The sequence below is a fragment of the Kitasatospora sp. NPDC057223 genome (assembly GCF_042669755.1).
GTDB lineage: Bacteria > Actinomycetota > Actinomycetes > Streptomycetales > Streptomycetaceae > Kitasatospora.
On record NZ_JBHUWW010000081.1, the window covers coordinates 1 to 18,751 of the forward strand.

Below are 18,751 nucleotides of genomic sequence, written 5' to 3' on the forward strand. Positions count from 1 at the left end.
GGGCGAGCCCGAAGGCCCGCCCCGGCGGTGACGTCACGTGAGGGGAGCAAGGGTCAGGAGGTACTGACCGCGGCGTCGTCGACGACGAAGCTGGTCTGCAGCGAGGAGTCCTCGGTGCCGGTGAACTTCAGCGTCACCGTCTGGCCGGCGTACGCCGACAGGTCGAAGGACTTCTGGACGAAGCCGGTGGCCGCGTTGGCGTTGGAGTAGGTGGCCAGCGTGCTGGACCCGGCCTGGACGGTCAGCCTGTCGTAGGCGGTGCTGCCGGTCTCGGCGGTGTCGACGTGCACCCAGAAGGAGAACACCGCCTTGCAGCCCGCCGGGATGGTGACGGTCTGCGACAGCGTGTCGGTGTGGGTCGAGCCGTAGCCGTCCAGCCAGGCCTTCCAGGAGCCCGCGTGCGCGGCCTCGCCCGAGCCGTTGTCGACGATGCCGGTCGAGGCCGTCCACGGCGCGGCGGCGCCGGTCTCGAAGCCCGCGTTGCCGAGCAGCTGCGCCGGAGTGCAGCCGGTGCTGCCGACCGTCCAGGTGAACGAGGCGGAGCCGGTGGCGTTGGTGGTGTCCCTGGCCGTCACGGTGACGGTGGAGCTGCCGGCCGTGGTCGGGGTGCCGGTGATCAGGCCGGTCGCGGAGTTGACCGACAGGCCGGCCGGCAGGCCGGTGGCGCTGTACGTGAGCGTCTGGCCGGCGGCGCTGTCCGTGGCACTGATCTGCAGGCTGACGGCGGTGCCGGTCGGGGTGCTCTGGTTGGCCGGAGCGGTGACCGTCACGGTGTTGCCGGTCTGGGTGCCGCCGAGCAGCGCGGTGCTCAGCGCGTCGGCTATCGGGGTGCCCCAGCCGGTGACCTGGTCGTAGCCGGCCTTGGTGGAGAAGTCCTGGTTCTTGCCGGTGGTGGTGTCGTGGAAGGTGGTGCCGTACGAGGTGCTGTTCGCCACCGTGTACAGCTTCGGGCTCGCCTCGCCGAGGACGGGCTTGGCGGCGGCCTTCGCCTTCTGGTTGAACAGCGCGGTGTAGCCGGACCACAGCGGCGCGGCGGCGCTGGTGCCGCCGTAGACCTGCCACCCGCCGGTGGTGTAGATCGCGAAGCCGCTCGCCGGGTCCGCGTTGGACGCGACGTCCGGGACGGTACGCATGGTGCCGGTGACGCCGGTGCCGGTCTGCCAGGACGGCTTGGCGAACACGGTGGAGACGCCGCCGCCCGCCGTGCTCCAGGCGCTCTCCGAGGAGTACGCGGTGCCGGACACCTTGAGGTTGGTGCCGCCGACGCCGGTCTGGTGCGGGCTGGACGCCGGGAAGTCCACGGCCTTGACGGTCGAGCCGCTGGTGGAGCGGGTGCAGTCGCGCGAGCCGTCGTCGCCGGACGCCGAGAAGACCGAGATGCCCTGCGCGGCGGCCTGCTTGAAGGAGTTGTCGACCGCCGTCATCGAGGAGGCGGTGGTGTCGGGCTCGCAGGAGCCCCACGAGATCGAGATGACCGAGACCCGGTTGTCCGCGACGATCTTGGCGGCCATGTCGATCTCGCCCTGGTCGCTGTTCGGGGCCTCGTAGACCAGCTGGGTCGCCTTCGGCGCGACACCGCGCACGATCTCGCTGTCCAGCTCGACCTCGCCCTGGCCGTCGCCGGGCGCCGAGTCGTAGTTCGCGCCGTCCACCGGGACCGTTGTGACGGCCGGGCCGGAGAGGCCGAACTGAGTGTCGTAGGTCTTCAGGTCGGCGGCCTTGTACCCGTCGAACTCCCAGAGCGCGACCGTCGAGCCGGTGCCGTCCGCGCCCAGCGCGTTGAGCTTGTAGGCGCCGTTGTACTGGCTCGGGCCGAAACCGCTGGGGGTCGCGTTCGGGGCGGCGTTCGGGGTGGTGCTCTGGGGCTTGCTCAGGCGGGTGGTGCGGACGGTGTGGTTGTTCAGGCCGGAGACGCCCTGGACGATGTCCGCGAGGTCGGCCGGCACCGAGGCGGCCGCGTCGTTCGCGAAGAACGTCCGCTGCTGCTGCGGGTCCAGGTAGGCGCTCTCGTGCGTGCCGAAGGCCTTGGCGATCTGCTCGGCGCTGCCCTGCGCGTTCACCACCTGGCGGTTGTCGCTGACGCCCGCGACGGTGAGCCCCTGGGACGTGAGGAAGGCCTTCACCTGCTCGACGGCGGCCGGGGTCGGGCCGTACTGCGCGTTGAACTGGGCCGGCGTCAGGTACCGGCCGTACTCGGTGCTGCCCGGGGTGGCGACGGCCGCCAGGAAGCGGTCCAGCTCGGCGGTGTTGCGGAGCCTGAGGCTGACGGCGACCGAGAGCTGCTGGGCGGCGGGCACGTCGCCCTTCTTCTCGGAGCGGGCCACCGCCGGGGTGACGGTGCCGGGCAGGGCGACCCGGGCGGTGGCGTTGGGTGCGGGCGCGGCCTGGGCGGCGGTGACTCCCAGCGAGACGGCGGTCAGCGGCAGGACGGCGAGGGCTGCGGCTAGGGCGAGCGGGCGGGGGCGCACGAGGTCCTCCTCTGGCCGGCATGTGGGGGCCGGCAGGGGCTAGGGCGTTCCGGGGTCGAAAACGCTTGCTAGAACATCGCAGAAACCGCGCGGGAATTGGCTCATGGCCGAGCAATTCATTACTAAAGAACAGTCAAGTGTGGAAAGGAATCCACTCACAGAATGGGCTGAAATTCATTCAGTGAATGCCTGGTCCGGCGTCATCCGGCCTGCTGGGCCGTGGTTGTGAAGGCCCGCTGAATTGTTGCTGCCCGTCTCCCTCGCAGCCGTTCCCCGTCGGGCGGAATTCCCGGCACGGCCCGTCCGCGGCCCATTCGGTGACGGCCCGGGAATTGGCCCGACGGGTATGCCGGGAGCGGCGTTAGACTGGGCGGTATCCGAGGGGAGACCGATGAGCGGCACCGGCAGTACCAGCAGCACGCCCGGCGAGGCGCGGCCGGCCGGGCTCCACGACCCCCGCCCGCTGACCGGCGAGCCGCTCTCCCTCGACCTGCTGAACACCCGCTGGTCCAGCCCCGTGAACGACCTGCTCACCGGCCTGGACGGCTACCGGATCTGGCTCGCCTCCGCAGGCCTCGCCGACCGCTGCCCGGCCGACGAGGCGGGCCTGGCGGCCACCCTCGCCGCCCGCAGCGCACTGGCGGCGCTCCTCGGGCCGCTCGTCGCCCACCAGCCCGGGCAGGGCCCCGGCGGGCCCCCCGTACCTGACCCCGGGGCGACGGCCGCGCTGAACGACGTGCTGCGCCGGGGCCGGATCCGCCGCGAGCTGGGCGCGGCCGGGCCGCAGGAGAGCGTCGAGGTGGACGGGCCCGAGTGGCTGGCCGGGTGGCTGGCCGCCGCCGACTGCCTCGACCTGCTCCGGCAGGGGCCGCACCGGATCAAGCAGTGCGCCGGCCACACCTGCATCCTGTACTTCTTCGACACCTCGCAGAACGGCCGCCGCCGGTGGTGCTCGATGGCCGCGTGCGGGAACCGGGCGAAGGCCGCCCGGCACTACGAGCGGGCCAAGGGCTGACGCCCCGGCCCGCCCGCCGGCGTCAGCCGTCCGACGGCGAGCCCAGCCACTGCGCCAGCGCGGCGCGCAGTTCGCCCCGGCTCGGGTCGACGGCGGCCCAGGCGGCGTACCCGTCCGGGCGCACCAGCAGGACGGTGTCGCGCAGTTTGCCGTGCGGGTCGGCCGGGGCGGCGGTGACCACGCGGTCGGCCCACGGGTCGGCGGCGGACAGCTCGTCGTTGCTGACCAGGACGAACCTCCCCGCGCGCAGGGCCTCGTAGAGCCGGCCCGGGCCGCCCGGCTGCTCGCCGGCCGGGTGCAGGCCGGTGAGCCGGAGGTCGGGAATGCGCCGCCCGGCCAGCGGGTGGGCGTCCTTCGCCGCCGGGTACCGGATGCCGAGCCCGGAGACCGTCCGGGCGCCCTGGGCGGCGACCGGGCCGAGGCTGTCGGCGAAGGCGGTCAGGGCGGAGCGCAGCGCCCGGGTGGGCGCCGAGCGGGCCAGGGCGAGCCGGACGAGGGCGCCGGAGGCGCGCAGGACGGCCCGGCCGACCGGGTGCCGCTCGGTCTGGTAGGTGTCGAGCAGGGCGTCGGGGGCCCAGCCGTGGACGGCGGCGACGAGCTTCCAGGACAGGTTGGCGGCGTCCTGGAGGCCGGTGTTCATGCCCTGGCCGCCGGCCGGGGAGTGGCAGTGCGCGGCGTCGCCGGCCAGGAAGACCCGGCCGGAGCGGTAGTTGGGGGCCTGGCGTTCGTCACTGTGGAAGCGGGACATCCAGCGGGCGTCGTGCAGCCCGTAGTCCTCGCCGAGGGCGCGGCGGGTGATGTCGGAGATCTCGCTCAGGCTGGTCGGCGCGCTGTCGGAGAGCCGGCGGGAGCGGTCCCAGGCGATCACCCGGTACCAGCCGTCGCCGAACGGGGCGAGGAACGCGAAGCCGTTCTCGTTGGCCCCGACGGTGAGCACCTCGTCCGGCGTGCGCTCCAGCCGGACGTCCGCCAGCAGCACGGAGTCCACCACGGACTCGCCGGGGAACGGGATGCCGAGCAGGTCGCGGACGGTGCTGTGGACGCCGTCGGCGCCGACCACGTACCGGGCCCGGTGGACGACGGCGGCGGCGCCCTCGCCGGCCTCGACCCGGACGCCCTCGGCGTCCTGCCGCAGGCCGGTCACCTCGGTGCCGCGCAGGATCGTCGCACCGGCCTTCAGCGCCCGCTCCTGGAGCAGCCGTTCGGTGTGGGACTGCGGGGTGATCAGGACGAACGGGAAGCGCGTCGGCAGGCCGCCCAGTTCGATCCGCAGCCGGCCGAAGAGTCGCAGCGAGGACAGCGGGCTGCCGGTGGCGATCAGTTCGTCGGCCAGGCCCCGGGCGTCGAACTGTTCGAGCGTGCGGGCGTGCACGGTGAACGCCCTGGTCAGGTCGGACTCGCCGGCGCGCTTCTCCAGCACCGTCACCCGCACTCCGGCGGTGGCCAGGTCACCGGCCAGCAGGAGCCCGGTCGGTCCTGCTCCGACGATCAGGACGTCGGAACTCTGCTGCTTCTCGGTCATACGTCAACTCCCGATGGGGGTGAGGGTGGGAACGAGTTCTCAGCCCGCTCTCAGACTCCCATCATCGCGGGCCCATCGTGGCCTGTGAATCTCCGAATCATGACTCAGCCCGCAACATCCGAGACCGTCCGCGCCGCCGGCCCGATCTCCGGCGACTCCCTCTCCGGGGTGCCCACCGCAGCCGTCGGGCCCTCGCGGGTCAGGACCAGGCTGGTCGAGGTGGTCGTCCCGGTCTACAACGAGGAGCACGTGCTGGAGCGGTGCGTGCGTCGGCTGCACGCCTACCTGGACGAGACCTTCCCCTACGACTACCGGATCACCGTCGCGGACAACGCCAGCATCGACGGCACCTGGGCCGTCGCGACCGCCCTGGCCGAGGAGATTCCGCAGGTCAGAGCCGTCCACCTGGATCTGAAGGGACGCGGCCGGGCGCTGCGGCAGGTCTGGGGCGACAGCGACGCGGACGTGGTGGCGTACATGGACGTCGACCTGTCGACCGGTCTGGAGGCGTTCCTGCCGCTGGTCGCGCCGCTGCTGTCCGGACACAGCGACCTGGCGATCGGCAGCCGGCTGCACCGCGGCTCGGCGGTGGTGCGCGGGCCCAAGCGGGAGTTCATCTCGCGGACGTACAACGTGCTGCTGCGGGCGACCATGGCGGCGAAGTTCTCGGACGCGCAGTGCGGTTTCAAGGCGGCCCGCACCGACGTGGTGCAGCGGCTGCTGTCCGAGGTGGAGGACAACGCCTGGTTCTTCGACACCGAACTGCTGCTGCTGGCCGAGCGGTCCGGCCTGCGGATCCACGAGGTGCCGGTGGACTGGGTGGACGACCCGGACAGCCGGGTGGACATCGTCCGGACCGTCCTGGACGACCTGAAGGGCATGGCGCGGGTGGCCCGCCGCAGCCTGTCCGGCGCCACCCGGCTGCCGGTGCCGCCCCGGGTGCAGCAGGCGCAGCTGCCGCCGGGCCTGGGCTGGCAGTTGGCGAGCTTCGCGGTGGTCGGCACGCTGTCCACGCTGGCGTACGTGCTGCTGTACCTGGGGATGCGTCAGCTGATGCCCGCACTGCTCGCGAACGCGCTGGCGCTGGGGCTGACGGCGGTGGCCAACACGGCTCTCAACCGGCGCTTCACCTTCGGCGTGACGGGCAGCCGGGACGCGCTGAAGCACCAGGTCGAGGGCGGGCTCGCGTTCCTGATCGGGCTGGGACTGAGCAGCGGTGCGATCGCCCTGCTGGGGCTGCTGCAACCGCAGGCCCGGCACGGCGCGGAGCTGGCCGCGCTGGTGGTGGCGAACGCGCTGGCCACCCTGGTGCGGTTCGTGCTGCTGCGGGTGTGGGTCTTCAACCCCGGGCGGGCCGCCCGGGGTTGAAGGCGCCGGAGGTCAGCTGTGGCGGCGGACCTCGACCGTGCGGAACCGGTTCGCGACGAAGGCCGCGTCGCAGTAGGCCGAGTTGGCGGCCGGGTTGGCGCCGGTGCCGTGCAGGTCGGAGAAGGCGGCGGTCTGGTTGGCGTAGACGCCGCCGGTGAGGTTGAGCGAGAGCGAGACCCCGGCGTCCAGCGCGGCCCCGACCAGCGCGGCCTCCACCTCCGGGTCGGTGGTGTAGGCGGCGGCCGTCATCGCGCCCCGGGTCCTCACGGTCTCGCGCAGCAGCTCGACGGCGGCCTCGGTGGACGCCACGGCGACCGCGAAGGAGACCGGGCCGAAGCACTCGGCGAGGAAGGTGGCCCGGTCGTCCGGCTTGTCGGCGTCGGCCTTCACCAGCGCGGGGGTGCGGACGGTCGCGCCCGGGAAGTCCGGTGAGGTGACCGCCCGCGGGGCGAGGGCGAGTTCGCCGAACTCGCCGCCGGCGGCCTGCACGGTGCGCTGCAGTACTCCGGGGTTGACCACGGCGCCGAGCACGGCGGCGGCCCGGGCGTCGTCCGCGAGCAGGCCCTCGATGGCGGCCGCGAGGTCGGTGACCACCTGGTCGTACGACTTGTCGCCCTGGTCGGTGCGGACGCCGGTGCGCGGGATCAGCAGGTTCTGCGGGGTGGTGCACATCTGGCCGCTGTACAGCGACAGCGAGAAGGCCAGGTTGGCCAGCATGCCCTTGTAGTCGTCGGTGGAGTCGACCACGACGGTGTTGACGCCGGCCTTCTCGGTGTACACCTGGGCCTGGCGGGCGTTGTCCTCCAGCCAGTCGCCGAAGGCGGTGGAGCCGGTGTAGTCGATCAGCTTCACCTCGGGGCGCACGGCCAGCACCTTGGCGACGGCCGCGCCCTCGTGCTCGGCCGCGAGGCAGACCAGGTTGGGGTCGAAGCCGGTCTCGGCGAGCACCTCGCGGGCGACCCGGACGGTCAGCGCCAGCGGCAGGACGGCCCGCGGGTGCGGCTTGACCAGCACCGGGTTGCCGGTGGCCAGCGAGGCGAACAGGCCGGGGTAGCCGTTCCAGGTGGGGAAGGTGTTGCAGCCGACCAGCAGCGCGAGGCCGCGCGGTACGACGGTGAAGTCCTTGGTCATCTCCAGCGGCTCGCGCTTGCCCTGCGGCTTCGTCCAGCCGGCCCGGCGGGGCAGCCGGGTCTGCTCGGCGTAGGCGTACGCGACGGCCTCCAGGCCGCGGTCCTGGGCGTGCGGGCCGCCGGCCTGGAAGGCCATCCCGTACGCCTGGCCGGTGGTGTGCATCACCGCGTGGGCGAACTCGTGCGAGCGGGCGTTGATCCGGGCCAGGATCTCCAGGCAGACGGCGGCGCGGGCGGCCGGGTCGGCGGCGGCCCAGGCGGGGCGGGCCGCGCCCAGCGCGTCGATCAGGGCGTCCGGCTCGGCGTGCGGGTAGGAGACGCCCAGTTCGATGCCGTACGGGGAGGCCTCGCCCGCGACCAGGTCGCCGTCGGTGGGCTGGCCCTCGACGTCGAACGGCCTGCCGAGCAGGGCCTCGAACGCGGCCCGGCCCTCGGCGGCGCCGTTCTCCCCGTACGCCTTGGGGAATTCGGGGTAGGGCGACCAGTAGTCGCGGGCGGTGATGGCGGTGAGCGCCCGGCTCAGGGTGTCCTGGTGGCGTTCGACGAGTTCGGCGACGAGGGGGTGGGTGACCGCAGCAGCCATGGCGCGCTCCTCGGAGGGGCGGACGGGACACGTCACAGAGTAACCGAACGATCGGTCGGCTCAAGAGGGCGGAGCATCCCGTTTCGCGGCCGCGGGCGGGCGGCGCCGGGTGCGGCCTACGGCACGCCGAGTTCGAAGAGGATGTAGCCCGCGAACCAGCCCGAGGCGATCGCGGCCGAGCCGAGCACCGTGGCCAGCACCGGCCAGCTCAGCTTGCGCAGCGCGATCGCCAGCGGCACGAACAGCGGGAAGACCGGCAGCAGGTACCGGGAGACGTTCCCGAAGATCTGCGCGCTGCCGAGCACCGTGACGAGCGTGACCAGGGTGTAGACGACCAGGACGGCCGGCGGCCGCAGCCGCAGCATCAGCACGATCAGGATCGGCAGGGCCAGCACGATCAGGACGGCCAGCATGTCCGGGACGGGGTACGCGAACGGGTAGTCGTAGCGGCCGAGCATCACGCCGCGCATCGCGTGCCAGTTGGTCAGGCCGTAGTCGAAGTAGTGCAGCCAGGCGTCGTGCTGGAGCTTGAAGTAGCCGCCCCAGTCGCCCATCCGCCAGCCGACCCAGCCGACGTAGCCGACCAGCCCCAGCGGTGCCATCAGCATCGCGGCCACCGGCCGCAGGACCCCGCTCTCGCGGCGGTACAGGTCGAGCAGGGCGGCGATGCCGACGGCCGCGATCAGCGCCGCCGCGGTCGGCCGGTTGAGGCCCGCGACCAGGGTGATCACGCCGGCCGCGATCCACCGCCTGGTCATCACGCAGTAGCAGGACCAGGCGGCCAGCGCCACGAACGTCGAGTCGGAGTAGACCGCCCACTCGGCGCCGGAGCCCGGGATGACCGCCCACAGGCCGGCCGCGATGACGCCGGCCCGGGTGCCCGCGAGCCGTTCGGCCACCGCGAAGATCCCGGCCGCGGCGAACAGCGAGGCGACGATCGACACCAGCATCCCGGCGCCGTACAGCCCGAGGCCGGTGACGTCCGAGACCAGCCGCATCAGCCCCGGGTAGAGCGGGAAGAACGCGGCCGAGTTCTGCTCGATCATGAACCCGCTGGTGGCGCCGGGGACGGCGATCAGCTGCGGGTGGTAGCCGAACTGCGCGACCTGCTGGTACCACCAGCCGTCCCAGGAGGCGAGCACGTCCCACGGCTGGGCACCGCCGCCGAAGCGGTGGTCCTTCTCCAGGTAGTCGCCGGAGAACTGCAGCAGCCGCATGAAGACCGTGAAGCCGACCAGCTTCAGCAGCGTGTAGCACCACACCGCGGGGCCGTAGCGGACCACCAGGGCGCGAGCGCGCTCACGGACGGTGTCCGGCGCCGCGGGCGCCTCACCGCTGCGCTGCTCGGGCACATCGGCGGTGACTGCCGGTGTCGTGCTCACTGGGCCCCACCCTGCTGCCGAGGACGATAGTGCGCCGAGTCTAGGGCACTGGTGCAGACCAGCTCCGGGAGACCGGCTCACCGGTTCACCCGCCTGCGGGCCCGGCCGACCCGTCCGGCTCCTTGAACACCCAGAGGCGCAGCAGGACGAAGCGCAGCATGGTCGCCGCCACGTTCGCCGCCACCAGCGCACCGATCTCCACCGTGGACGAAGCCTGCGGGTCGGTGCGGTCGACCACCTCCAGCGCGCCGCTGCTCAGCGCCAGCCCGGCGAGGAAGACCACCAGGCCCTGCAACTGGTGCCGGGCCGCACCCCGGGTGCCCCGCACCTTGAAGGTGAAGCGGCGGTTCGCGGCGGTGTTGCCGACGGCGGTGACCAACAGGGCGATCAGATTGGCGGCCTGCGGCCCGGTGGCCGGCTGGAGGAGGGCGTACAGCCCGAGGTAGGCGACCGTGCAGACCGCGCCGACGATCGCGAACACCGGCAGCTGCCGGCGGACCCGGAGGGCCGCGGGCGGGGCGGCGGCCGGCTCCTGCGAGGCGGCGACAGGTGCGGAGTCTGACGGCATCGGCTGCGAGAACCCCGGGGTCGAGGAGCGGGATCGGAGGATTGGTCTGCACCATTCGAGGAATTTCCAGACCGCAAACCGCCCAGGCGGCATCGCCGCAGTCTACGGTATGGCGTGGACGGCCGCCCTGGGAACCGCAGGTGCGGGCGCCGCACCCGCACCCCTCCCGACCTCTCCTCCACTGGGCCAGGACAACCGATGACCGCTGTGCACCCCGACCGGACCGAGCTCTCCGTCGTCATCCCGATGTACAACGAAGAGGACGTCCTCCCCGCGCTGGTGGGCCGCCTGCGCCCGGTCCTGGACGGAACCGGTGCCTCCTACGAGGTGGTCGCGGTCGACGACGGCAGCGCGGACAAGACCGCCGCCCTGCTGGAGGACCTGCGGGCGCACTGGCCCCAGCTGCGGATCATCCGGCTGCGCCGCAACTCCGGCCACCAGGCCGCGCTCACCGCGGGCCTGCACAGCGCCCTCGGGGACTACGTCGCCAGCATCGACGCCGACCTGCAGGACCCGCCGGAGAAGATCCCCGAGATGCTGGACCTCGCCCGCGCCCAGCAGCTGGACATCGTCTACGGCGTGCGCACCGACCGCTCCACCGACACCGGCTTCAAGCGCCGCACCGCCGGCGCCTACTACTGGCTGGTGCGCCGGATGGTCGGCAAGAACGTCCCCTCCCACGCGGGCGACTTCCGGCTGCTCAGCCGCGAGGCCGTGGACGCCCTCAAGACCCTGCCCGACCAGCAGCAGGTCTACCGGCTGCTGGTGCCCTGGCTCGGCTTCCCCAGCGGCCAGGTCACCTACACCCGCGACGAGCGCGCCGCCGGCGAGACGAAGTACCCGCTGCGCAAGATGGTCCGCCTCGCCATCGACAGCATCACCAGCTTCTCCGCCGCGCCGCTGCGCCTCGCCACCTGGCTGGGCGTCGTCAGCTTCTTCACCTGCCTGGCGATGCTGGTCTTCACCCTGACCACCTACGCGCTCGGCAACACCGTGCCGGGCTGGACGTCCCTGTTCACCGCGATGCTGTTCCTCGGCGGCGTGCAGCTGATCTGCTTCGGCCTGCTCGGTGAGTACATCGGGCGGATCTACACCGCCGTCCAGCAGCGGCCCACCTACTTCATCGCCGGCGACAGCGGCCGGGGCCCGGCCCAGGCCGTCGTGGACGTGACGGCGGCCGCCCCGGCGGCGGACGGCGGCGAGCGGGTGCCCGAGCCCCGGCCCAGGAGCGGGCAACTCCCCCCGGCCTGACCGGTCGCACGGCCGCCGGGGATACTCGGAGGATGGCCGATCACACCACCCGCACCGCCTACACCGTGGAGTCGTTGCTCGCGGTGACCGTCGACGTGTTCAACGAGCGGGGCTATGACGGCACCTCGATGGAGGACCTCTCCCGGGCCGCCGGAATCTCCAAGTCGTCCATCTACCACCACGTGCGCGGCAAGGAGGAACTGCTCCGCCTCGCCGTCGGGCGAGCCCTGGACGGCCTCTTCGGCATCCTCGCCGAGCCGGCCGCGACCGGTGGCACGGCCGTCGCCCGGCTGGAGCACGTGGTGCGCCGCACGGCGGAGGTGCTGCTCGCCGAGCTCCCGTACGTGACGCTGCTGCTGCGGGTGCGCGGCAACACGGCCACCGAGCAGTGGGCACTGGAGCGTCGCCGGGAGTTCGACCACCGGGTCGCCGAGCTGGTGCGGGCCGCCGTCGCCGACGGCGAGCTGCGCTCGGACGTCGAGCCGCGACTCGCCACCCGGCTGCTCTTCGGCATGATCAACTCGATCGTGGAGTGGTACCGGCCCGGCACCAAGGCCGCCGACGGGGTCGCGGACGCCGTGGTGCGGCTGGCCTTCGACGGCCTGCGGGCCGCCTGATCGGGCTCGCTCGCAGGTCACGGACCCGGGGAGCCTGTGCCCGGGGATCAGTCCGGCGGGACGCGGTCGCGCTCCTCGAAGACCAGCAGGGTCTGGGTGCCGAGTACCTGAGGGATCGACTGGATGCGTCCCAGGACCAGCTCGCGCAGCGCCCGGTTGTCGGCGGTGTGCACCAGCAGCAGGACGTCGAACTCGCCGCCGACCAGTGCGATGTGGGCCACTCCGGGCAGCTCCAGCAGCTGGTCGCGGACCGTCCGCCAGGAGTTCTGGACGATTTTCAGGGTGATGTACGCGGACGCGCCCTGCCCGGCCCGCTCGTGGTCGACCCGGGCGGTGAAGCCGCGGATGACGCCGTCGTCCACCATCCGCGAGATCCGCGCGTAGGCGTTCGCCCGGGAGACGTGCACCCGCTCGGCGACCGAGCGGATCGACGCCCGGCCGTCCTGCTGGAGCAGCCGCAGGATCGAGCGGTCGACCCGGTCCAGCCCCGGGGGCGGCTCCTTGGCTCTGGACAACTGTTCAGCGGACATGGCCCCCCACCCCTCGGTTATGGACGCGCTGCCTCCAGTCGACCCCCGTGGCGGCCGATTGTCCACCACTTCGCCGGGACTGTGGTCAGAATGAACAGACGACCGAACAATCGGTAGGGAGGAGTACCGCACCGACCAGGTGGCAGACCCTCGCGCGCACGGCACCACCCGCTGCCATCGCAGTCTCCTCCCCCACCCCTTGGAGGTGCCCGAGATGACCGTTCTCGATCACAGACACCACACGTCCGTGCCGGGCTGGCTGCCCGGGGCCACCGCCCCGCGCACCGACCCCGCGCCGCTGCTCCCGGACGCCTCCCCCGTACGGGTGCTCGGCACCCCCGCCCTCGACACGTACGACCCGGCGGTGCTGCGCGAGCTGTACCGGCGCCTGGTCGTCGGCCGCCGCTACAACCAGCAGGCCACCGTCCTCACCAAGCAGGGCCGGCTCGCCGTCTACCCGGCCTCGACCGGCCAGGAGGCCTGCCAGGTCGCCGCCGCGATGGCCCTGGGCCGCGCGGACTGGCTGTTCCCCAGCTACCGCGACACCCTCGCGGTGGTCTCCCGGGGCGTCGACCCGCTGGAGGCGCTCACCCTGCTGCGCGGCAACGCCCACACCGGCTACGACCCGCGGGCCGTCCGGACGGCGCCGCTCTGCACCCCGCTGGCCACCCAGGCCCCGCACGCCGTCGGGCTGGCCCACGCCGCCCGCCTCGGCGGCGAGCCGCTGGTCGCACTCGCCATGCTCGGCGACGGCGGCACCAGCGAGGGGGACTTCCACGAGGCGCTGAACTTCGCCGCCGTGCTCCAGGCCCCGGTGGTCTTCCTGGTGCAGAACAACGGCTACGCGATCTCCGTACCGCTCACCCGGCAGTCCGCGGCGCCGACGCTGGCCCACAAGGCCGTCGGCTACGGCATGCCCGGCCGCCTGGTGGACGGCAACGACGCGCCCGCCGTCCACTCGGTGCTCACCGAGGCCGTCGAGCGGGCCCGGGCCGGCGGCGGCCCGACCCTGGTGGAGGCGCTCACCTACCGCCTGGAGGCGCACACCAACGCGGACGACGCCACCCGCTACCGCGAGGACGACGAGGTCGCCGCCTGGCGCGAGCGCGATCCCGTCCTGCTGATGGAACGCCACCTGCGTGCGGCCGGACTGCTCGACGACGAGCTGGTGCGGGCGGCGGCCGAGGAGGCCGAGGCGCTCGCCGCCCGGATGCGGGCCGAGTTCCACACCGACGCCGAACTCGACCCGATGTCGCTGTTCGCCCATGTCTACGCCGAGCCGACCCAGCAGCTGCGCGAGCAGGCCGCCCAGCTGTCCGCCGAGCTGGCGGCCGAGCGCGCGGCCGAGGCAGGGGTGCGGCACTCATGAGCACCGCCACCGCGGCCCGTACCGGGTCGACCATGGCCCAGGCCCTGAACACCGCGCTGCGGGACGCCATGCGCGAGGACGGCTCCGTGCACGTGCTCGGCGAGGACGTCGGCGCGCTCGGCGGCGTGTTCCGGATCACCGACGGCCTGACCGCCGAGTTCGGCCCCGACCGCTGCCTGGACACCCCGCTCGCCGAGGCCGGCATCCTCGGCACCGCCGTCGGCATGGCGATGTACGGGCTGCGCCCGGTCGTCGAGATGCAGTTCGACGCGTTCGCCTACCCGGCGATGGAGCAACTCGTCTCGCACGTCGCCAAGATGCGCAACCGCACGGCGGGGAGACTGCCGCTGCCGATCACCATCCGGATCCCCTACGGCGGCGGGATCGGCGGCGTCGAGCACCACAGCGACTCCTCCGAGGCGTACTACGCGCACACCCCCGGGCTGCACGTCGTCACGCCCGCCACCGTCGCCGACGCGTACGGCCTGCTGCGGGCCTCGATCGCCTCCGACGACCCGGTGGTCTTCCTGGAGCCCAAGCGGCTCTACTGGGGCCGGGAGGAGTTCGACCCGGCCGCGCCGGTCGAGCCGATCGGACGGGCGGTGCTGCGGCGCACCGGCACCTCCGCCGTGCTGGTCACCTACGGCCCGTCGCTGCCGGTCTGCCTGGAGGCGGCCGAGGCGGCGAAGGCGGAGGGCTGGGACCTCGCGGTGCTGGACCTGCGCAGCCTGGTGCCGTTCGACCAGGAGACGGCCTGCCGGGTGGTGCGCTCGCTCGGCCGGGCCGTCGTCGTGCACGAGGCGGGCGGGTTCGGCGGGGCCGGCGCGGAGATCGCCGCCCGGCTCACCGAGAACTGCTTCCACCACCTGGCCGCCCCCGTGCTGCGGGTCACCGGCTTCGACATCCCGTACCCGCCGCCGATGCTGGAGCACCACCATCTGCCCGGCGTGGACCGGATCCTGGACGCCGTCGCCCGGCTGCAGTGGGAGGACTGAGGATGATGCCCGTGGTGCGCGAGTTCACCCTGCCCGACCTCGGGGAGGGGCTGACCGGGGCCGAGGTGGTCCGCTGGATGGTCGAGGTCGGCGACGTGATCGCCGTCGACCAGGCGGTGGTCGAGGTGGAGACGGCGAAGGCCGTGGTCGAAGTCCCCTGCCCGTACGGCGGGGTGGTCACCGCCCGGTACGGCGAGCCGGGGCAGGAGGTGCCGGTCGGGGCGGCGCTGGTCACCGTCGCCGTCTCGCCCGCGGTGGGAAGCACGCCGGAGCCGGCCCGCTCGGGCAACGTCCTGGTGGGGTACGGGACGTCGGAGTCCGGCAAGGGATCCCGGCGGGCCCGGATCAGGCCCGGCGGTGCCCCGGTGGCAGGCTCCGCCGGCGGCCCCGTGGTCGCACCTGCTCCGGTGGCTCCGGCCGTCGTCGCGGTGATCTCGCCGCTCGTCCGCCGCAGCGCCCGGGAGCACGGCATCGACCTGGCCGCACTGCGCGGCAGCGGGCCCGACGGCCTGATCCTGCGGGCCGACGTGGACCGCGCGGTGGCGGCCGCCGCCGCACCCGCCGCAACCGCCGTGCCCGCCGCCGCGGAGGACGGCGCCGTACCGCTGCGCGGCCTGCGCCGGACGATCGCCGACAAGCTGACCCTCAGCCACCGGGAGATCCCGGCGGCGACCTGCTGGGTCGACGCCGACGCCACCGAACTGCTCGCCCTGCGGGAGCAGGTGAACCGGCACGACGGGCCGAGGATCGGCCTGCTGGCGCTGTTCGCCAGGATCTGCACCGCCGCGCTGGCCCGGTATCCGGAGCTGAACGCGAGCGTGCTGGGCGACGCCTCCGGGGCCGCCACCGCACTGCGCCGGCACAGCGCCGTGCACCTGGGCTTCGCGGCGCAGAGCGAGCGCGGCCTGGTCGTCCCGGTCGTCCGGGACGCGCACCTGCTGAACACCGGCGAACTCGGCGCGGAGCTGACCCGGTTGACGGAGGCCGCCCGTACCGGGGCGCTCACCCCGGCCGAGCTCACCGGCGGGACGTTCACGCTGAACAACTACGGCGTCTTCGGCGTGGACGGCTCCACCCCGCTGCTCAACCACCCCGAGGCGGCGATGCTCGGGGTCGGCCGGATCGTGGCCAGACCGTGGGTGCACGAGGGCGCTCTGGCCGTCCGTCAGGTGACCCAGCTGTCCTTCACCTTCGACCACCGGGTCTGCGACGGCGGCACGGCGGGCGGGTTCCTGCGCTTCGTCGCGGACTGCGTCGAGCAGCCGGGGATGCTGGTGCGCCAGCTCTGAGGCGCGCCCGGCCGCACCGGCTGTCGCCTTGCGTGGTGCGGCCGCCACGCAGGGCGACAGTCACAGGTCGGGGGAGCGTAGCGCGTGGACGGGCCGGGTGTCCGGGCTTTCGCGTGACTTGTCGGATGAGCTGTGCGCCCGTGCCACGCTACCGAAGGCTTCAGCAGGGAAAAGCCAGGTGGTGCAGGGACGGCCGGAGGCGAAACGATTCTCTTGAGTACTCGTCAAGTTGCGGTGAAGTCGCGCAGGGCGCTCCTGGTCCGGGCCGGGCACGGATTGGCGGCTGCCTCGGCCGTACCGGGCCTGCCGGCGGTGGAGCCGGAACCGGAACGGGAACCGGAGGCGGAGGCGGAGGCGGAGGCGGAGTCCGGGAGGGTGCCCGCACCGGCGCCCGCACCGGCGCCCGTTCCCGTACCTGAGCCCGTACCGGAGCCCGTGCTCGTGATCCCGGCGATGCCGGCCGAGCCGCCGGCGGTGCCCGCGCCGCCGCCCGGGCCGCCGGCGGCCGGGCCGGTGCCCGCGATGGAGCCGCTGTTCACCCACGCGCCTGGTCTCAACTGGGCCGGCCCGGGTGACGACTGGAGCCGGGCCTGGTCGGTGCCGGCGGTCGGGGAGCCCGGTCCGGCCGGGCCCCCGGCGCTGCCCCGGGCGGGCTCGGGGCCGGTTGTCGCCGACGGCGCCGAGCTGCCGCCGACCGCTCATGACATCGCGCTGATCCGGGCCAGTCTGGCGGTCGTCGAGCCGGTCGCGGACAAGGCCACCGCGCACTTCTACGCGCTGATCTTCCTGCACCACCCCGAGGTCCGCTCGCTCTTCCCGGCGGCCATGGACGTCCAGCGCGACCGCCTGTTCCGCGCCCTGCTGCAGGCCGCCCGCAGCGCGGACGACCCGGCCGGGCTGACCGAGTACCTGACCGCGCTGGGCCGGGGGCACCGCAAGTACGGCACGCTGGCCGGGCACTACGGCCCGGTGGGGGAGTGCCTGGTGGCGGCGCTGGCCAGGTTCGCGGGCGCCCGCTGGGACGGCGAGACCGAGCTGGCGTGGCGGCGCGCGTACCGGCTGATCTCCACGATCATGATCGACGCGGCCGAGGGGGCCGCGAGGAGCGCGCCGCCCTGGTGGCAGGGCGAGGTGGTGGCGCACGAGCTGCGGACCCGCGACATCGCGGTGCTCACGGTCCGCCCCGACCAGGCGTACCCGTTCCGGGCCGGGCAGTACACGACCCTGGAGACGCCCTGGTGGCCCCGGGTCTGGCGGCACTTCTCGTTCGCGTCGGCGCCCCGGCCGGACGGGCTGCTGACCTTCCACGTCAAGGCCGTCCAGGCGGGCTGGGTCAGCAACGCGCTGGTGCACCGGGCGGCGCCCGGCGACGTGCTCCGGCTGGGGCCGCCCGCCGGTTCGATGGTGGTGGACCACGAGGCCGGCGCCGACCTGCTCTGCCTCGGCGGCGGTACCGGCATCGCGCCGGTCTGCGCACTGGTGGAGGAGGTCGCCGAGCGGGGCGCGGCCGGCCGCTCGGTGGAGGTGTTCTACGGGGCCCGGCAGGCGGCGGAGCTGTACGCGCTGGAGGCGCTGCGCCGGTTCGCGCAGCGGAACCCCTGGCTGTCGGTGCGCCCGGTGCTGTCGGGGCCGGGGGCGTTCATGGGCGGCCCGGCCGGGGGCGGCCCCGGGCCGGGCGGGGCCCTGCCGGGCGAGCTGCCGGAGGTGGTGGCCAGGTTCGGTCCGTGGTCGGGCCGGGAGGCGTACCTGAGCGGCCCGCCCGCGATGGTGCGGCGCGGGGTGGGCGTGCTGCTGCGGGCCGGGGTGCCGCAGGAGCGGATCCGGCACGACCTGGTCGGCGACCTGGCGGGCGGGTAGCCCGCCGGGGCCGCGCCTCAGCCGAGGTCGGGGGCGAGCATCGCCCGGACGCCCTCGATGTTGGCGGCCAGGTACGCCCGCAGGCTCGGCGGCACCACGTTGACCGAGGTGACGCCTTCACGGGTGAACGGCAGCCGGACGATCTCGTACTCCCCCTGCGGCTCGTCGACCTCGGGCCCGTGCCGCAGCGACGGGTCCATCGCGGCGAGCCGGCAGACGAAGAAGTGCTGCACCTTGACGCCGTGCGGGTGGGCGGGCGCGGCGTCGTTGTGCTCCGCGTGGGACACCGTGTCGACGAAGGCGGGGACGACGTCGACGACCTTGCCGCCGAGCTCCTCGTCCACCTCGCGGTGCAGGGCCTCGACCACCGTGCGGTCCTCCGGCTCCACGCCGCCGCCCGGGGTGATCCAGTACGGGTGGCTGCCCGGCCTGGTCCGTTTGATCAGGACGATGGAGGCGGGCCCGTGCGGCTCGTCCGGGTCGAGCTCCAGCAGGATCGCCCTGGCGGTGCGCTTGACGACGGGACGCGGCGGGTTGGCCATGGCCACCTCCGGGACTGGAGCGTTGTGCGGGAGTCTCCCGCAGGGTGGGCGGGGTGAAACGCGCGGCTGCCCGGGTGCGTCCGTTCGGGCAGGGGGACAAACAGCAGTGGATCTTGAATGCTTAGGCATTCATCGCACAGATGTTTTATATCAAAGCTGATATTTGAGCTGAACCTTTGATTCAAAGGTTTTTGGGTCGTGACACGCATGAGAGTAATTGCGGCACGGCGCTCCCTGTGCTGCAATGAGCGACTATCGGGCAAAA

The 18,751-nt window shown here is 73.4% G+C and carries 15 protein-coding genes; 8 read left to right on the forward strand and 7 right to left on the reverse strand.

Going from position 1 to position 18,751, the window contains the following annotated elements; translation table 11 throughout:
* Nucleotides 1-53: 53 nt before the first annotated feature.
* On the reverse strand, nt 54-2,468 hold the full coding sequence (locus ACFUK0_RS25415; RefSeq protein WP_380254016.1) for a protease pro-enzyme activation domain-containing protein: 2,415 nt from the start codon (nt 2,466-2,468) through the stop codon (nt 54-56).
* A gap of 391 nt (nt 2,469-2,859) precedes the next feature.
* On the opposite strand from ACFUK0_RS25415, the gene ACFUK0_RS25420 reads away from it, so the two are divergent.
* The gene (locus tag ACFUK0_RS25420; RefSeq protein WP_380254018.1) at nt 2,860-3,483 is read left to right on the forward strand and encodes a CGNR zinc finger domain-containing protein; all 624 of its coding nucleotides are present in this window, start codon (nt 2,860-2,862) and stop codon (nt 3,481-3,483) included.
* Between the two features lie 22 nt (nt 3,484-3,505).
* Here the strand turns inward: ACFUK0_RS25420 and ACFUK0_RS25425 are convergent, their stop codons facing one another.
* On the reverse strand, nt 3,506-5,005 hold the full coding sequence (locus ACFUK0_RS25425) for an FAD-dependent monooxygenase (protein WP_380254020.1): 1,500 nt from the start codon (nt 5,003-5,005) through the stop codon (nt 3,506-3,508).
* A 99-nt stretch (nt 5,006-5,104) separates the two neighbouring features.
* Here ACFUK0_RS25425 and ACFUK0_RS25430 point away from each other — a divergent pair, with 99 nt between their 5' ends.
* A complete protein-coding gene (locus ACFUK0_RS25430) occupies nt 5,105-6,373 on the forward strand; it encodes a glycosyltransferase (protein ID WP_380254022.1) in 1,269 nt (422 codons plus the stop codon).
* Between the two features lie 12 nt (nt 6,374-6,385).
* On the opposite strand, the gene paaN is transcribed toward ACFUK0_RS25430, so the two are convergent.
* From paaN to ACFUK0_RS25445, 3 genes are all read right to left on the reverse strand, one after another.
* Nucleotides 6,386-8,086 carry a phenylacetic acid degradation protein PaaN gene (paaN, locus tag ACFUK0_RS25435; protein ID WP_380254024.1) on the reverse strand — a complete coding sequence of 567 codons (1,701 nt, stop codon included), beginning with the start codon at nt 8,084-8,086 and terminating at the stop codon, nt 6,386-6,388.
* Nucleotides 8,087-8,202: 116 nt separating this feature from the next.
* The gene (locus ACFUK0_RS25440) at nt 8,203-9,468 is read right to left on the reverse strand and encodes a glycosyltransferase family 39 protein (RefSeq protein ID WP_380254026.1); all 1,266 of its coding nucleotides are present in this window, start codon (nt 9,466-9,468) and stop codon (nt 8,203-8,205) included.
* A gap of 85 nt (nt 9,469-9,553) precedes the next feature.
* Nucleotides 9,554-10,036, reverse strand: a complete 483-nt coding sequence (locus ACFUK0_RS25445; protein ID WP_380254027.1) for a GtrA family protein — start codon at nt 10,034-10,036, stop codon at nt 9,554-9,556.
* A gap of 198 nt (nt 10,037-10,234) precedes the next feature.
* Between ACFUK0_RS25445 and ACFUK0_RS25450 the strand changes: the two genes are divergently transcribed.
* On the forward strand, nt 10,235-11,287 hold the full coding sequence (locus ACFUK0_RS25450) for a glycosyltransferase family 2 protein (RefSeq protein WP_380254028.1): 1,053 nt from the start codon (nt 10,235-10,237) through the stop codon (nt 11,285-11,287).
* A 32-nt stretch (nt 11,288-11,319) separates the two neighbouring features.
* A complete protein-coding gene (locus ACFUK0_RS25455) occupies nt 11,320-11,904 on the forward strand; it encodes a TetR/AcrR family transcriptional regulator (RefSeq protein WP_380254030.1) in 585 nt (194 codons plus the stop codon).
* Nucleotides 11,905-11,951: 47 nt separating this feature from the next.
* Here ACFUK0_RS25455 and ACFUK0_RS25460 read toward each other — a convergent pair whose 3' ends face one another.
* Complete coding sequence (locus ACFUK0_RS25460) at nt 11,952-12,434, reverse strand: Lrp/AsnC family transcriptional regulator (RefSeq protein WP_380254032.1); 483 nt, start codon at nt 12,432-12,434, stop codon at nt 11,952-11,954.
* 214 nt (nt 12,435-12,648) lie between these two features.
* On the opposite strand from ACFUK0_RS25460, the gene pdhA reads away from it, so the two are divergent.
* The 4 genes from pdhA (at nt 12,649) to ACFUK0_RS25480 (ending at nt 17,944) form a co-directional block, all read left to right on the forward strand.
* Nucleotides 12,649-13,803 (forward strand): pyruvate dehydrogenase (acetyl-transferring) E1 component subunit alpha, encoded by a 1,155-nt coding sequence (pdhA, locus tag ACFUK0_RS25465; protein ID WP_380254034.1) that lies wholly within the window; start codon nt 12,649-12,651, stop codon nt 13,801-13,803.
* Nucleotides 13,800-14,798: an alpha-ketoacid dehydrogenase subunit beta gene (locus ACFUK0_RS25470; RefSeq protein WP_380254036.1), complete on the forward strand. Its 999-nt coding sequence runs from the start codon at nt 13,800-13,802 to the stop codon at nt 14,796-14,798. The genes pdhA and ACFUK0_RS25470 overlap by 4 nt, the downstream gene beginning before the upstream one ends.
* Nucleotides 14,799-14,803: 5 nt before the next feature.
* Complete coding sequence (locus tag ACFUK0_RS25475; protein ID WP_380254086.1) at nt 14,804-16,087, forward strand: dihydrolipoamide acetyltransferase family protein; 1,284 nt, start codon at nt 14,804-14,806, stop codon at nt 16,085-16,087.
* A 435-nt stretch (nt 16,088-16,522) separates the two neighbouring features.
* Nucleotides 16,523-17,944: a globin domain-containing protein gene (locus ACFUK0_RS25480; protein WP_380254038.1), complete on the forward strand. Its 1,422-nt coding sequence runs from the start codon at nt 16,523-16,525 to the stop codon at nt 17,942-17,944.
* Nucleotides 17,945-17,961: 17 nt separating this feature from the next.
* Here ACFUK0_RS25480 and ACFUK0_RS25485 read toward each other — a convergent pair whose 3' ends face one another.
* Complete coding sequence (locus ACFUK0_RS25485; RefSeq protein ID WP_380254040.1) at nt 17,962-18,486, reverse strand: NUDIX domain-containing protein; 525 nt, start codon at nt 18,484-18,486, stop codon at nt 17,962-17,964.
* Nucleotides 18,487-18,751: the final 265 nt, after the last annotated feature.

What these genes read in the sequence shown, in the direction of transcription:
- ACFUK0_RS25420 (WP_380254018.1), top strand. Translation starts at nt 2,860, where the DNA reads ATGAGCGGCACCGGCAGTACCAGCAGCACGCCCGGCGAGGCGCGGCCG.
- ACFUK0_RS25425 (WP_380254020.1), bottom strand. Translation starts at nt 5,005, where the DNA reads ATGACCGAGAAGCAGCAGAGTTCCGACGTCCTGATCGTCGGAGCAGGA.
- ACFUK0_RS25430 (WP_380254022.1), top strand. Translation starts at nt 5,105, where the DNA reads ATGACTCAGCCCGCAACATCCGAGACCGTCCGCGCCGCCGGCCCGATC.
- paaN (WP_380254024.1), bottom strand. Translation starts at nt 8,086, where the DNA reads ATGGCTGCTGCGGTCACCCACCCCCTCGTCGCCGAACTCGTCGAACGC.
- ACFUK0_RS25445 (WP_380254027.1), bottom strand. Translation starts at nt 10,036, where the DNA reads ATGCCGTCAGACTCCGCACCTGTCGCCGCCTCGCAGGAGCCGGCCGCC.
- ACFUK0_RS25450 (WP_380254028.1), top strand. Translation starts at nt 10,235, where the DNA reads ATGACCGCTGTGCACCCCGACCGGACCGAGCTCTCCGTCGTCATCCCG.
- ACFUK0_RS25455 (WP_380254030.1), top strand. Translation starts at nt 11,320, where the DNA reads ATGGCCGATCACACCACCCGCACCGCCTACACCGTGGAGTCGTTGCTC.
- ACFUK0_RS25460 (WP_380254032.1), bottom strand. Translation starts at nt 12,434, where the DNA reads ATGTCCGCTGAACAGTTGTCCAGAGCCAAGGAGCCGCCCCCGGGGCTG.
- pdhA (WP_380254034.1), top strand. Translation starts at nt 12,649, where the DNA reads ATGACCGTTCTCGATCACAGACACCACACGTCCGTGCCGGGCTGGCTG.
- ACFUK0_RS25470 (WP_380254036.1), top strand. Translation starts at nt 13,800, where the DNA reads ATGAGCACCGCCACCGCGGCCCGTACCGGGTCGACCATGGCCCAGGCC.
- ACFUK0_RS25475 (WP_380254086.1), top strand. Translation starts at nt 14,804, where the DNA reads ATGCCCGTGGTGCGCGAGTTCACCCTGCCCGACCTCGGGGAGGGGCTG.
- ACFUK0_RS25485 (WP_380254040.1), bottom strand. Translation starts at nt 18,486, where the DNA reads ATGGCCAACCCGCCGCGTCCCGTCGTCAAGCGCACCGCCAGGGCGATC.